Raw genomic sequence first — 14787 nt, 5'->3', positions numbered from 1 at the left:
ACCTCCATGGCACAAAAAAAGGCAGGCGGTTCGAGCCGTAACGGACGCGACAGTGCAGGCCGCCGTCTCGGCGTCAAGAAGTTCGGTGGCGAAGCCGTCATCGCTGGCAACATCATCGTCCGTCAGCGCGGCACCAAGATGATGGCTGGCTCGAATGTTGGCGTCGGTCGCGACCATACCCTGTTCGCCCTCGCCGATGGCGCCGTGAAGTTCACGCGCCGCGCTGAAGGCCGCGTCCACGTTTCCGTGACGCTGGCAGAAGCCGCAGAGTAAAGACTGGCCACAACCAGTTGACGGGAGAGGCCGGTCCACTTGGGCCGGCCTTTCTTGTTTAGACCGTTATTTTTGGACGAATACGAGACAGACGATGAAATTCCTCGACCAAGCCAAGATCTATGTGCGCTCCGGCGATGGCGGGGATGGTGTCGTCGCGTTTCGTCGCGAGAAATATGTCGAGTTCGGCGGCCCCGATGGCGGCAATGGCGGCCGCGGCGGCGATGTCATTTTCCGCGCCGTGCCCAATCTGAACACGCTGATCGATTTTCGCTACACGCAGCATTTCCGCGCCCGCAAGGGCGGCAATGGCGCGGGCTCGGACCGCACCGGCGCCAAGGCCGAAACCGTCATCATCAACGTGCCCATCGGCACGCAGATTTTCGATGACGACCGCGAGACCATGCTGGCCGACCTCGATGAAGACGGCAAGGAAGTCCTGCTCTGCAAGGGGGGCGATGGTGGCTTCGGCAACGCGAACTTCAAGACCAGCACCAATCGCGCCCCGCGCCGCGCCGACAAGGGCTGGCCAGGCGAGGAACGCTGGGTCTGGCTGCGCCTCAAGCTTATTGCCGATGTCGGACTCGTGGGTCTGCCGAATGCCGGCAAGTCCACCCTTCTCTCGGTCTGCTCGCGCGCCAAACCAAAGATCGCCGATTATCCCTTCACGACGCTGCACCCACAGCTCGGTGTGGTGCGTCTCTCATCGACCGAGGAATTCGTCATTGCCGATATTCCGGGTCTGATCGAGGGGGCCAGCGAAGGCGCGGGGCTTGGCGACCGGTTCCTGGGTCACGTCGAGCGTTGCGCCATGCTTATCCATCTGCTCGATGGCACGGAGAGCCAGCTGGTCAAGAATTACCGCATGATCAGGGGCGAGCTTGCCGCCTATGACGAGGCTCTGGCCGAAAAGCCGGAAATCATCGTGCTCAACAAGTGCGATGCCCTGACCAAGACCCAGATCACCGCCAAGAAGAAAGCCCTGGCCAAGGCGTCGGACGCCGAAGTGTTCACCTTGTCGGCAGCAACGCATGAGGGGCTGGCAGAGCTGCTGCGTCTGGTGCAGGATCGCGTCACCCAATACCGTCTGGAAGAACGCGAGACCTCTCTGTGACCAACCGACTGGCTGAAGCACGCTGCGTTGTCATCAAGATCGGCTCTGCCCTTCTCGTCGATGCCAAGAACGCCGAGCTTCGCCATCACTGGCTCAACACGGTCTGCGAAGACATCGCCAGGCTTCGCGCCCAGGGCACGGATGTCGTCGTGGTCTCGTCCGGCGCAATCGCACTCGCCCGCGTGCGTCTGGGACTTGTGGGACGCAGACTCCGCCTCGATGAAAAACAGGCGGCAGCCAGTGTCGGGCAGATCCAGCTTGCGCAGGCCTGGAGCGCTGCCCTTGCGTTGCAGAATCTGACCGCCGGTCAGTTGCTGCTCACCCCCGGCGATACTGAAGACCGCGAGCGCCATCTGAATGCGCGGGCGACGCTGCGCACCTTGCTCGGTCTGGGCTGCGTGCCGGTGATCAACGAGAACGATGCCATCGCGACGACAGAGATCCGCTTCGGCGATAATGACCGTCTGGCGGCGCGTGTCGCCCAGATGATCGGCGCCGATACGCTGATCCTGCTCTCCGATATCGACGGGCTATATACCGCAGACCCTCGCCTCGACCCGGCGGCTGAGCACTTGCCGGTGATCGAGACCCTGACGGAATCGGTCATGGCCATGGGCGGCGCACCGCCGCCGGGCTATTCGTCGGGCGGCATGCATACCAAATTACTGGCAGCCCAGATCGCAACGCGTGCGGGCGCGCGCATGGCCATCGCCTCGGGGCTTTCGCCCCATCCTATCAGCGCGCTGCTCGATGAAGGCCGTTGCTCCTGGTTTCTGGCCACTGAAGATGCCGGTTCCGCCCGTAAACGCTGGCTTGCCGGGGCATTGCAAACCAAGGGCCGCGTCACAATCGATCACGGCGCCGTACGCGCCCTGCTCAATGGCAGCTCGCTTCTTCCTGCGGGCGTGAAGGAGGTCGAAGGCGACTTCGCACAGGGCGATCTGGTCGTCATCCTCGATGAAGAAGGCCATGAGATCGGGCGTGGACTAACGGCCTATGACGCAGAAGACTCACGCAGGATCGCCGGGCACCGCTCGGAAGATATCACGCGCTGCCTCGGCCATAGCGGTCGCGATGAACTGATCCATCGTGACGATCTTGTTCTGATCCGCTGAAATTCCCGCTGCAAGGCATAAACCCTCTTCAGAAGGGCTGAAGCCAACGGCCGCGAAGGCTCCTGATCTTCAGGTCATTCATGCGCACACGCCCCCATTCACCCCGAATTGGGATGCCGTCGTCAGGGTAGACAATCCGCCGTCAGGAATCCCGCTCTGGGGAACACATCCCCCGGGTTGAATCCCGCCGACAGGTTGTATTTCGCATCTGGCAAGATCCAGCCAGGCCCGAGCGGCCGTCATGCTCCCCTCTCCTTGCGATAGGCCTGCTGTTCGACAGCAGCAAGATTCCGGCGGATCGAGCACCGCCCATAAGCGATGATCGCTTCAGAAAACGGGTCTTACAAAAACGGCACAGCCGTGGCGTCAGGGGCGCGGCGGCCAACGCAAGGTCGGCTCGGAGCGGACACGACGGGCTCCTGCCTCCTCGGCCTGTCTGAGACGATCCGCCTCTGCAGCGGCACTGCGTGGGGCCATCTCCTGACGCTGCACTTTGAGGCGCCAGGCCTCATCCTGCTCCTGCTGCTCGCTTCGTACAGGTGCAGCGTTTCCCTGCTCCTGCGGCAGAGGTGGCCGTGGCGGTCGTGGCGCCTCGCGCGGCGGCGGTGGATCGAAATGGGTGGGTCGCAGAATGCGGTGTACGCTCTCCTGAGCCCCTGACTCCGCATAGCTGTAATCGTCGCGCGCCTCGGGCAAGGGTGCGGGGCGCTCGCGGCGGTCGTCGAAGGCAGCGTCGCGTGACGCATCGCGCATGGCGGGGGACGCAGGCTGCTCCCGACGCGGCGTAGCGGCGTTTTCCTGCATAGCCCGCTGCACGGCCTGACGGCTTGCCTCCGACGACCAGGGCATGGGCTCGGCTGAGCGTGACGCCTCAGGCGCACGGGAAACAGGCGTGATGACGGGCGCTGGCGTCTCGGCGGGGGCGGAGCTTCTGCGGGGTGGCGCAAAAACGGGCTCACCCGACGGGCCTGTTTCGCTGCTACCCTGTGCCAGCCGCATGGCGATGATGCGCAACTCGGCGCGCACCTCGTTGAGTTGCAGCTCGACCTCTTCCAGCCTCGGTTTCACGCCGAAGATGGAAAAAGGCATGAGAATGAACATAAGCCCCAGCCCAAGCAGGATGAAACCTGCCAGAAACTGCATCCAGAGCGGAAGAGAGAGAAGCGCTGTCGTCATGATCTGCGATCTAGGCGAATTTCAGCGACTCCGCCAAGGGGAGAGTTGTACCTGAGTCGTTCTCTTTTACTCTGGGGGCGTCGAAGACACCGTCATTGCTCCTCCATGAGCCTCATCCAGACCGTCGCCACCACGCAGAGCGGCGAGCGACTGGTGGAAAATAACGGCCCGGTAAAGCGCATGGCCGGAGTGATCGCGCCAACGCTCGAAGGCCAGTGTGGTGTCTGGCGCTGTGCGATCGGGCTGATCGGCAAAGGTCCAGTGCAATCCATAGCGCGCAGCAAGCGCATCGATCGTGGTGTCATGCCCGGCAAAGGCGAGAATCCGCGTCTTTTGCGGCACTCTCGATCCGTCGGAAAGCGTTGCCCCCTCCCCTTTCAGGAAGGTTTCGATCGCCTCGGCCATGAGCCGTGACTTTTCCTTTACCAGAGTGCCGCGCCTGCGCGTCAGATCGGAGAGATAATCATGCACTGGCAAGGCGCGCGCCAGAAGCGCTGGCGTGAGTGCATGCCCCCACGCCCCCGTATTATCGAGCCCCTGCACATAAACGAGCAGAATATTCTCGGCGACTGACGCGGCCTTCGCGGGGCCGCCTTGCAGAACCGCTCTGCCCTTATTGATGCCTAGCGCGAGCGGCTTCGAGAAACACGGCGCTTTTCCATTGGCGCAGCCTTCAGGCGCAATCAGCATCTGCAAAACCCCGAGCCCCTCAGCGACTGCAACCGGGCGATCTTTCTCGTCGCCTTGCTGAGCGAAAGCGACTTCAGCGGTGAGAAGCGAGCGATTTTTCGCGATGAACTCGGGCGTAGCGGCATCGAAAAGCGGGTCATGCGTCGATGGCGGCAGCGACCGCGCTACGAGATGCTGCGCCGGGACCAGATTGTCTGCCATGATCTGCCCGCTCTGACGCGTCCGGTCATCGGCGGAATCGGCCCAGATGACGGGGCTTGCCTTGCTCAGACACGGACCGAGATGCCGTGTGCAGGCCAGATCATAGTGCAGGGCGATATCATGCATCATCCGCCCGAGTGTCAGGCGGCCATGGTCGGTCAGTTGCCCCGGTGCGACGGGCCAGACAGGCCAGACGTTACCTGTTTCCTTCGCGAGATCGTCCGGCCCATGGGTCGGGCTGCGTATGCCATGCCGCGCCACAAGCACGACGCGTTCGAGAACGGCATCATCCGGCAACGGGGCTGAGGAAAAACGGAGCGGGTCAGCTGAGGCCAAACCGGCCCACCCCACACCCAACGCCACGAGACAGGTAAACAAAAGAGTTTTTCTCGTCATGGCTCTTCCTCAGGGCAGGGTTACGGTCAGGTTGAAGAACACACTGCGCCCCGCCAGACGCCAGTAGAGCGGCTCGCCATCGGGATAACCCGCACTCGCCGCCGATTGATTGCCCGCAAAGTCGCTGATGGCGCGATTATTGAAGAGATTGGCAATCTTCAGGCTCGGCGTCACGTCGCGCATGAAACCGCCCAGCTTCTTGAAATGCCAGCCAAGCGCGAGATCGGCGGTGGTCGTGCTACCGATGCGATACTGATTGGCAAAGACAGTATTGCCCGCGCTGTTCGTGGTGCTGTCCAACCCGTAGTGATTGCCCACGAATTTGCCGATAAGCGAGGCATAAGGCCCTTTATTGTCGTCGTAGAGCACGCCGAATGACGCCAGCACATTGGGCGTGGCTGCCACACGCACGGAGCTGTGCTTGTACTGGGCATCGTTCACGCTGTAATTGCCATAAAGCGACACGCCATGGCCGATGGCGTACTGGCCTTCAACCTCCAGCCCTTTATAGATCGCGCCACCGCTATTGACCGAGGTGCTCTGCGTACCGAAACCCGGCACCTTGATCTGGGCCGAGGCGATGAAATTGGAAAAATTGATGTAATAAGCGTCGAAAGAGACCGTCCAGCGCTTTTGCTGCACTACCGTGCCGAGCTGATAATTCAGCGTTGTCTCAGGGCTGACATTACCGACATTCTGCGTTTGGAACACGCTCATAGGTGGAGCGAGGAAGCCGCGCGCAATCTGGGCATAGGCGCTCCATCCGGGCAGGATGATCTGATTGGCCGAGATAGAGGGCTGCCATGAGCTGAATTTCTGGGTGGCGTTCAGCGGCACCTTGGTCGATTTATTGACCGCTGCATCATAGTCTCGACGAAAATAGGAGTATTTGATGCCGGGCTTGATGATGGTGTTTTTGAACGGCTTCCAGTCGAATTCGAGATAAGGCTGCACCGTCGTATTGAAATCGGAAATATCGTAGCTGTAAGCTGAGCCGTTCTTGCCGGGCACCATCATGCTGCCCTTGGTCAGATCGACCGCATAGGTATAGCGCCGGTCATCCTGCAGATCGGCCCAGGCACCCAGCAAAACGTCGCCCTGCGATGTATGCGCCTTAAAGGTCAGCGTATCGCCGTAATCGCGAAATTTCGCGTCGGCATATTTTCCGGGCACGTCGTTCTTGTAGGTCGCAAGTTTCTTGCCGCTGGACGAATAGAGCGTCACCCCGTTGGCACTGGGGTCGTCAGAGCTGGCATCGGTTGATTCCGTATAATCATGTTCGAAACCATTGGTGTAGAGTCGGTCTTCGATGGTGAGCCAGGGCAGAACCCGGCTTTTGATATCGATGTAATCGAAATCTGCCGTGTAAGTGCTGGGCTGATATCCGGAATAGCATTGCAGGGTCGGATTGGCACAAAGCCCGTAATTCTTGCCATATTTTTTGTATTGCTGGACGGTCGCGCCCTGGGTCGTATTCTGGTTTTCCCAGTTATAGGTCGTCAGGAGGGTCAGGGTCGTGTCTTCGCCCAGCTTCGCCACGTCCTTGAAAAGCAGATTATTGCGCCGCTCACCCGAGCCGGTCAGGTAGCCATCGGTCTCTTCATGCTGGAGATCGAGCACCATCGAGCCGAAACGCGTCTTGCCTGAATCCACCTCGACACCACCGGCACGCGTATTGAAGCTGCCATAGGTGCCGTAAGGCGTGACGCCGAAATGCTGTGCCGGTGTGCGTGACTGAAAGCCGATCGTGCCCCCGAATGTCGCATTGCCGATGGTCGAAGCCGTACCCGGCCCGCGATTGACCTGCACCTCACCCAGAAAATGCGAGATGAAAAGCGATGAGGTGGTGTGATGCAGGTCACTGGCATTCCCGAAAGGAATGCCGTCGAACAGCATATTGTACTGCCCGTCCTGAAAGCCGCGCAGGCTCATGGTCTCGGCCTTGCCGATGCCGGGACCGTTCGGATTTTGCGTCCAGATGCTTGGCTGGAATTTGATGATGTCGTCCACACTCGCCAGCGGCACGATATTATTGGTGATGAACCGCTTCTGGATGATGGAGGTCGGCTCGGTGATGGTCAGCGGCACTGTTGAAGGCGCAAGACGCTCGGCCCGCCCGATGACCGTGATATGCTCCTGCCCTGTCCGGTCATCACGGGAATCATGCCTGAAATTGCTTTCACGCGCAGCCGAGGCGATCACCACCACCCCGTCGGGTTGAACATGCGCGCTCAGCCCCGATCCGCCCAGCACGTGTTCGAGTGCCTTTTCAAGCGTCAGCCTGCCTCTGAGCGCGGGCGCCTTGCGACCCCGCACCTGATCGCTGGAAAAAAGAATATCGCGACCCGATTGGCGAGCGAGGCCCGTCAGGGACTCTTCAAGCGATCCGGCGGGCTGACTCAGGCTGAGGGCTTTTTGCGCGTCGCTCTGGCTCAGCTTTGCCCGCGCGCCCTCTCCCTGAGCAAGGGCCGCTCCGGGCAGAGCCGTGAGCGAGAGCAGGATAAGGGCAAGATTTCTGCGCTGGCGCGGCGCGGCAAAGGGGACACGGGTCATGCGGGCAAATTCCATCAGGCTGGGGCCAGAACGGCCATTACCCTGTGGGACGAAGCAGAAACGCCGTCCCTCACCCGTTTCGATCTCGTTTCATCAAAGCTTAACAATCTCGATCCGCTTCGGCCCGAACGTCACGCGCAGAGGCAGAAGATGGGCAAGCGCCTTGAAGAACCGCGTTGGGTCTTGCGTGTGAAACACGCCGCTGATGCGCAGCCGCGCCAAAGCGGGAGAGAGAATAAGCACGGGCTTGTCGCTGTAACGCGCCATCTCCGCCACCGCCTGATCGAGAGGCGTATTGTGAAACAGGGCACGCCCCTCACGCCAGGCCAGTATGTCGTCCGGCCGGGCTGCTGCGACGGTGCCACGCCGCGCGAGGCGATCAAAGTGCAGTGCCTGCCCCTCGCTCAGCGTCAGACGCGTTTGCCCGTGACCGCTCAGGCTCAACCCGCCCTCCAAAACGGCAATCTGCATGGTCCGATCGGTGATATCGAGCGCGTAACGCCCCCTGCCCCCCAAAACCGACCAGCCACAACTGCGAAACCCGGAATGATCCAGCCTGAAGACAAGCGCGAAGCGGCCATTTCCGATCGTCATTTCCTGCGGCGATGGCCCACAGATCAATGCGCTGCACGCATCCATCTCGATATCCATCGTTTCCAGCGCAAGGCGCCGCCGCTCTTGCCTGCCGGTACGGAATTCCCGCGCATCGGCGCCAGAAGGGCTAAAAAGAGTGAATGCGCCAATAAGCGCCCCGCCAGACAGGACCGCGCGTCGCGTCAGTTTCCGCGATGATTTTCTCTCGGCAAAGCTGCCTGATTTCCAGATCTGCGAGACCAGCCCATAAGCCTGATGATGCGCTTCGCACTCGCCCAGCCAATCGGCAAAAAGAATACGGTCATGCTCCGAGCAGTGATCGGAGAGCAGACGCGCCTGCCAGCCTGCTGCCTGCTCGACCTGATGCGGTGTCACGACTGACCGTCATCCATTAGCGCCAGAGCCAGATGGGCCAGCGCTCGGGCGATGGATTTCTCGATGGTGCTGACGCTTAGTTCGAGGCTTTTGGCGATGCGGCTATAGGTCAGCCCATCGAGCCGGTGCATCAGGAAAATCCGCGCGGTGCGGGTATCGAGCGCCACAAACGCCACCCGCACGCGCGCGAGCTGCTCACGTCCGAGCAGGGTACGCTCGGGGCCGGGCTGAAAACAGACCGGCTCGGGGCCCTCTGCGGCATCGAGAGATGAAAACCCAACGCGTTTCTCGCGTCTGGCGCGATCGATGGCCAGATTGCGCGCCGCGCGCAGCACATAGGCTTCCGGGTGGTCGACGCCCTCCATCCCGCGCTCAAAAAGATGCAGGAGCGCGGTCTGAAGCAGGTCGTCGCTATCCGACCTGCGGTTCTGTCGTCTGATACGCTCATAAAGAGACGTCCATACGGACTGTCTGAGGCACCATTCTGCCGCTGACATTCATTACCTGCCAGAAATGAGAAACCGGGATTGCGCCGGTTCTTAGCAATGGCGGTAGGTATTGTCAGCGCGAGAGGCGCCGTGTCTTCAAATCTTCACAGAGCCCCTCTTTCCCTGCCTGCAAGAGGCAGGGAGGAGGATTACTCACGCTCACATACCGAGTGCGCGACGATAGATGTCCAGCAGCGTCTCCTGCTCTTCGATCTCATTCGGCTCTTTCTTGCGCATCTTGATGATGTTCTTGATCGTCGCGACGTCGAAACCGGCCGATTTGGCTTCGCTGAAGATATCCTTGATATCGCCGGCAAGCGCCTTGCGCTCTTCTTCCAGACGCTCGACGCGCTCGATCACGCTGCGCAGACGATCGACGGCAATGCCACCGACATTCGATTCAGGATCAGCAGCCTGACGCGCGCGGCTGGCGGAGGCTTCGTCAATATCAAAAGGCATGTCAGACATGGTGACCTCGAGAGCGGGGGTTGCACACGGCCCTTTCGGGCCAGAGAGCGACAAGCGCCCGGGCAGACACTTGCGAAGAGAGGCGGCTTATCGCGCCTCGCCGGGGCGGGTCAACGCATATTGCGCCCGAACGTCGCGGCATAAAGCGCGTTCTTATTGCCACCTTTACCCCATCAGGGCGCGCATGTCATAAGACCGCACTGCCCCCATCGAGAACCGGAGAGCCAGGCCGATGACCAATTGCCACCAAGTCGCCCCATTCGATTACGTCATCTTTGGCGCAACCGGCGATCTGACCATGCGCAAATTGCTGCCCGCCCTTTACTATCGTCTGACGATGGGACAGGTGCCTGACACGGCCCGCATCATCGGCACGGCGCGCTCACCGCTCAAGCGCAGCGAATACCAGACCCGCGCCCGCGACGCGCTCAAGCGCTTCGTGAAGGCTGACGATTTCGACGAGGACACGGTCGATCGCTTTCTGGATATGGTCTATTATGTGAGCCTCGACGGCTCCAAGCCTGACAGTAACTGGGAAGGGCTGCGCGAGGTTCTGAGCCACAAGGCTGAAGAGCATGTGCGCGTCTTCTACTACGCCACGGCACCCGATCTCTATGGCGCCATATCGAAGAACCTGCACAATGAAGGCCTTGTCACCGATGACAGCCGCGTGGTGCTGGAAAAGCCGATCGGCATCGATCTGAAGACAGCCGAAGAGATCAATGAAGGCGTCGGCCAGTATTTCAAGGAAAGCAATGTTTTCCGTATCGATCACTATCTGGGTAAGGAAACCGTCCAGAATGTGATCGCCCTGCGCTTTGCCAATCCGCTTTTCGAGGCTGTCTGGTCGGCTGAGCATATCGAGTCCGTTCAGATCACCGCTGGCGAGCTGGTGGGCGTCGAAGGCCGCGCGGCCTATTACGACAATTCGGGCGCATTGCGCGACATGGTGCAGAACCATCTGCTTCAGGTTCTCTGCCTCGTGGCCATGGAAAAACCAGCCTCGCTCGAAGCCGATGATGTGCGTGACGCCAAGGTATCCGTCCTGAAATCGCTGGTGCCGCTCGATGCGAAGACGCTGCCGACCAGCACGGTGCGTGCGCAATATACAAAGGGCCACAGCAAGGGTGCTACGGTCGAGGGCTATCTCGAAGAGCTGGGTCATGACAGCAATACCGAGACCTATGTCGCCCTGCGCGCCGAAATCGACACCCCGCGCTGGAAGAACGTGCCGTTCTACATCCGCTCGGCAAAGCGCCTGAAAGCCAAGGTCAGCGAGATCGTCGTGACCTTCAAGCCTTCCGCGACCAAGCTTTTCCCGTCCCAGCCCGAAAAGAACGTACTGGTCATCCGTATCCAGCCGGATGAGGGCGTTTCCTATCAGTTCAACGTCAAGAACCCGATGGACGACGATTTCGGCCTTTGGGAAACCAATCTCGACGTAAATTTCGAGCGGGCCTTCGCCGTCCGCTATCCTGACGCGTATGAGCGTTTGCTGCTCGATGCCGTGCGCGGCTATCCGGTGCTCTTCATCCGTCGCGACGAGGTTGCTGCTGCGTGGAAATGGGTCGCGCCTGTCATGGAAGCCTGGGCGAAGAACGAGGTGCCTATGGCGCATTATGCCGCAGGCAGCTGGGGTCCCGAAGAAGCGCGTCAGATGCTCGCCCGTGACGGGCAGATCTGGCACGAAGACATGGAATAAGGCATTCCCTTGGCCTCAGATCCCCAAAACACCCCCCGACCCGGCGCTGCAAAGCTCGGTTCGGGACGCCGTAAGCCACGCACGCTCAAGCAGCATCTTCTCCGCCGCCTGATCGTGCTGGTGCCTGTGTCTCTTCTCGCCGTTCTCGTGATGAAAATGGGCTGGCTCGATCAGGCGGCAGACAAGATCCAGTTCGATCGTCTGGCCTGGTTCGACAACACCAAGCTCGTCGAGCATCTGCGCGTCATGGTAACGCATAACGGTATGACCGATGTGCCCCCGAAATGCCTGGTGCCGATCATCAACGGTAACGATCCACCAGACGCGACGCGCGTCGATTTCATGCAGCGCAGCAATGATGGCTGCCCCGGCAAGGCAGGCACATTCGACCGGCTTTTCACCATCAAGGTGAACAGAGCGGACCGCCTTCTGGCCACCGATCAGGGGTCACCCGGTCGTTTCCACGCCATGGCGCAACAATAATCGGAAAAGCCGGGTTCGCAGCCCGGCTTTTTTTAATGGGGCCTTATCCCTCACGCGCAGCTTCGTGAAAGCATCGACGCAGAAACTGACCGCCCAGACGTAGCGCGCGCCTGCCATCGACCAGCGCCGCGTAAAAATTCAGGAACCCGTGGATCGCTTTGTCGAAGCAGACCAGACGCACAGCTACGCCGGCGTCTCGCAGCAGAGATGTGTAAAGCTCAGCCTCACCGCGTAGCGGATCGAACCCCGCCGTGACGATCATCGCACGAGCAAGACCGACGAAATTATCGGCAAAGACCGGTGCCAGGTCGGGGTCGAGCATATCCCGATCACAGCGGCTGTATTGGCGACCATACCATTCAAGAAGCCGGGCAGTCAGCATGAAGCCCTGACCGTAGATTTCACGGCTCGGCGGTGAGAGCAGACCGCTCACGGTCGGGTAGTAGAGCAATTGTGCCGCCATGCGATCCAGCCCATGATCCCTTGCCCTACGGGCGAGAACAGCTGCGAGATTACCGCCTGCACTGTCACCGCAAACCGCAAGAGGAAGGTCCAGCGCCCTGGCCTGCTCTTGCAACCAAAGCAGCGCTTCCCAGCCATCATCGACTGCCGCCGGGAACGGCGCCTCGGGCGCGAGGCGATAATCGAGCGACAGCACCATTGCACCCGAATGACGCGCCAGACGGCAGCAGATCCCGTGATGCGAGACCAGATCGCAATGGACGAAACCGCCACCATGCATGAAAAGTACCAGCCCGGTCACACGCCCTCTGGGACGATAAAGCCGGGCGAGACGTCCCTCGCCACTACAGGGCACCATTATCTCGCGCCACCGCCGTATCTGTATTGAGGACAACGATTGCGGAAAACTCGGCATACCCGTCATGCGACGCAATGCCGCCAGAGAGTCCGGCGTCAGAGTTTCCGGGAGGGGCAAACCGTCACGCCCTTTAGACGCCCTTTTGAGCCAGTGTAGAAAAAGGCGATAAAGCCATCCGGGACGCGAAACAGGCAGATCAGTCATGAACCGAAGCTAGGGCCGCATGACCGGACTTCGCCAGAGAAATATGGCGTCAGACCGAAAGACCGCGTTCCGGACCGCCATACCGCCCAACGTCCCTATGAAAATGATCACTCTGTCTACGCAAGGCTGAGCGTATGCCCACGCCGCTTGAGCCCTTCTACTCTCCAGACATTGCCTCAAGTCGAGGCCGACAAAGCAGGACGCGCCTCAAGTAAGTTTCGTTAATGGGCGTTGAACAGATCATGTTTGACGTTCCGGACTTCTGAAGTCTCTATTTCGCGAATATCGAGATCATTACCGCCCTTCAAATAAGGACGCGGAGCGTACTGAGTTCTGGAAATAACATGCAGATCAATGAAACTACTTCTTCAGAAGAGAAGCTAGCAACGGCCCTGTATGCGCGCGCCGCAACCGTGCGCGCTCTTGCCGTGAGCTACGATCTCGGCACTACCAGCAAGACAACGACCATTGCCGCAGGGCAGAGCCGCAGCTTCTCAGGGTCGTCAGACGGAAAATCGACGGTCAACGTCAAAGGTTCCGTTGTTAATAACGGTACAATCAATATCACCGGCATTTCGCTGCTACCCTTCGCTGCCTCGTCAATTACCGGAACCGGCACAATCAATCTCAAGAACGTGCAGTTGAGAGGCAATTCGAAAGATCCGTCCTATTATTCGCTGATGACTGTCGCCGGGCAAACGATCAATATGGAAAATTCGTCCCTTTCGGTTCAGCGATCCCTTTCGAACACGACCATTAATCTCAAAGGGTCGAACAATTACATCGCGTTCAATTTTCAGTCCGGTGTGGTCGATCTGCGCATACGCGGGCTTTCTCAAGGCGATGTTCTCTATGTCTGGAACGGCAATGGCGCGAACAGCTTCAGCTATAATGCCTCGACCGGCATTCTGACGATCACCCAGCTGACGAAGACGATCCGTCTCGATATCGGCCTCGGCTACGATCCGAACGGGTTTACGAATGCCAACAGCTTTAACGGCAACAGAGGCGTGAGCTATACCAAAGCCGCGCCCTGCTTCCTCACCGGCACGCTGATCGCAACGCCATCGGGCGAACGACCGGTTGAAACGCTGACGTCCGGCGATCTGGTCATGGCCATGAGAGACGGCGTGTTGCATCCATGCGCTGTCGTCAGAATACACGAGGGTTGGCAGACGCCCTCTTCCGTGCTGCCGGAATGCTGGGCCAATTTCCCCGTTCGCATTCGTGCAGAGGCCTTCGGTAAAAATGCGCCTCATCGCGACCTTCTGGTGACACCCGAGCACTGCGTTCATTTCGATGGAAAGCGCGTCCCGGCCCGCACACTCATCAATAATGACTCGGTGATCTACGAGAAAAACACCGATGCCTACCGGTATTTCGGCATTGAGCTTGAAAAACACGAATTCATTATCGCCAATGGACTGGTGGTGGAAAGCTATCTGACCGCGCCACCGCCGACCTCGAGAGGGGCGCAGTCATCTGCCCTCAGCTCTACCGCCGATATGATGCGCCCTCTGCCGCTCGATGCCTCCTCGCCTTTTCTCGCATCAATCTTCGCTCTTTACGGCCATGCGGCACAGCTCTCGAAGCAACATGGCGCACGCGATCTGCGCACCGCCGGTCTCTGTCTCACAACCGAAGACGGCCGCGTCATACCGCCTCATTTCGTCGATGAGCGCCGCGCCACGTTCGGCTTGCCTGCCCATACCAGAACCGTTGTTCTGCACTCCCGCATTTTCGTTCCGGCTGTCGATCTCGGCGCCTATATCGACGACCGCCGTACCCTGGGCGTTCTGGTCGGGCGGATAAGGGTGGGCTGCGACCGGGAAGGCTATGATCTCGACGGGCATCTCCAGACAGAGACCGTCGAAGGCTGGCATGAGGTCGAAACCCCGACATGCCGGTGGACGAACGGCGCTGCCTTCATTCACCTGCCCTCGCCCGTCGAGGCACGGGGCAGCCAGATGACCATCACCCTTCTCGGCTCGCCTCCGGACGACAACAGGGCGCCCAGAGAGCACGCCAGCGTGAGCATGGCCTGAGCCAGGGGCCACTTCTTCTCTGGCGAATGGCTAATCAGGACCGACCCGTCATGACATAAATTCCTCGCCAGCCGCTTGACCCCGCATCTG

The 14787-nt window shown here is 60.0% G+C and carries 13 protein-coding genes; 6 read left to right on the top strand and 7 right to left on the bottom strand.

Annotated elements, in window-relative coordinates:
• Positions 1 to 6: 6 nt before the first annotated feature.
• The 3 genes from rpmA (at position 7) to proB (ending at position 2502) form a co-directional block, all read left to right on the top strand.
• A complete protein-coding gene (rpmA, locus tag ABHV46_RS14515; RefSeq protein ID WP_025840841.1) occupies positions 7 to 273 on the top strand; it encodes a 50S ribosomal protein L27 in 267 nt (88 codons plus the stop codon).
• 94 nt (positions 274 to 367) lie between these two features.
• A complete protein-coding gene (gene obgE, locus ABHV46_RS14510; protein ID WP_438382060.1) occupies positions 368 to 1387 on the top strand; it encodes a GTPase ObgE in 1020 nt (339 codons plus the stop codon).
• Entirely contained in the window at positions 1384 to 2502 is a 1119-nt protein-coding gene (gene proB, locus ABHV46_RS14505) for a glutamate 5-kinase (protein WP_438382059.1), read from the top strand. Before obgE ends, proB begins: the two co-directional genes overlap by 4 nt.
• Positions 2503 to 2868: 366 nt before the next feature.
• Here the strand turns inward: proB and ABHV46_RS14500 are convergent, their stop codons facing one another.
• From ABHV46_RS14500 to ABHV46_RS14475, 6 genes are all read right to left on the bottom strand, one after another.
• Complete coding sequence (locus ABHV46_RS14500) at positions 2869 to 3678, bottom strand: hypothetical protein (RefSeq protein ID WP_438382058.1); 810 nt, start codon at positions 3676 to 3678, stop codon at positions 2869 to 2871.
• 66 nt (positions 3679 to 3744) lie between these two features.
• A complete protein-coding gene (locus ABHV46_RS14495; protein ID WP_438382057.1) occupies positions 3745 to 4965 on the bottom strand; it encodes a histidine-type phosphatase in 1221 nt (406 codons plus the stop codon).
• Positions 4966 to 4974: 9 nt separating this feature from the next.
• Positions 4975 to 7518, bottom strand: coding sequence for a TonB-dependent receptor domain-containing protein (locus ABHV46_RS14490; protein ID WP_438382056.1), 2544 nt, complete (start codon positions 7516 to 7518; stop codon positions 4975 to 4977).
• Between the two features lie 93 nt (positions 7519 to 7611).
• A complete protein-coding gene (locus ABHV46_RS14485) occupies positions 7612 to 8487 on the bottom strand; it encodes a FecR family protein (protein ID WP_438382055.1) in 876 nt (291 codons plus the stop codon).
• Positions 8484 to 8984, bottom strand: a complete 501-nt coding sequence (locus ABHV46_RS14480) for an RNA polymerase sigma factor (protein WP_438382054.1) — start codon at positions 8982 to 8984, stop codon at positions 8484 to 8486. Before ABHV46_RS14480 ends, ABHV46_RS14485 begins: the two co-directional genes overlap by 4 nt.
• Before the next feature lie 150 nt (positions 8985 to 9134).
• Positions 9135 to 9434: a DUF2312 domain-containing protein gene (locus ABHV46_RS14475; RefSeq protein ID WP_242403351.1), complete on the bottom strand. Its 300-nt coding sequence runs from the start codon at positions 9432 to 9434 to the stop codon at positions 9135 to 9137.
• Positions 9435 to 9675: 241 nt separating this feature from the next.
• On the opposite strand from ABHV46_RS14475, the gene zwf reads away from it, so the two are divergent.
• The gene (gene zwf / locus ABHV46_RS14470) at positions 9676 to 11145 is read left to right on the top strand and encodes a glucose-6-phosphate dehydrogenase (protein ID WP_438382053.1); all 1470 of its coding nucleotides are present in this window, start codon (positions 9676 to 9678) and stop codon (positions 11143 to 11145) included.
• A gap of 9 nt (positions 11146 to 11154) precedes the next feature.
• The gene (locus tag ABHV46_RS14465) at positions 11155 to 11628 is read left to right on the top strand and encodes a hypothetical protein (protein WP_438382052.1); all 474 of its coding nucleotides are present in this window, start codon (positions 11155 to 11157) and stop codon (positions 11626 to 11628) included.
• Positions 11629 to 11671: 43 nt separating this feature from the next.
• On the opposite strand, the gene ABHV46_RS14460 is transcribed toward ABHV46_RS14465, so the two are convergent.
• Positions 11672 to 12652 carry an alpha/beta hydrolase gene (locus tag ABHV46_RS14460; RefSeq protein ID WP_438382051.1) on the bottom strand — a complete coding sequence of 327 codons (981 nt, stop codon included), beginning with the start codon at positions 12650 to 12652 and terminating at the stop codon, positions 11672 to 11674.
• A 344-nt stretch (positions 12653 to 12996) separates the two neighbouring features.
• Between ABHV46_RS14460 and ABHV46_RS14455 the strand changes: the two genes are divergently transcribed.
• A complete protein-coding gene (locus ABHV46_RS14455; RefSeq protein WP_438382050.1) occupies positions 12997 to 14697 on the top strand; it encodes a Hint domain-containing protein in 1701 nt (566 codons plus the stop codon).
• Positions 14698 to 14787: the final 90 nt, after the last annotated feature.

Source organism: Asaia sp. BMEF1, from assembly GCF_051628905.1.
Lineage (GTDB): Bacteria > Pseudomonadota > Alphaproteobacteria > Acetobacterales > Acetobacteraceae > Asaia.
Note: the sequence above shows the minus strand (reverse complement) of the source record. Positions and strands in the feature narration are given on the sequence as shown.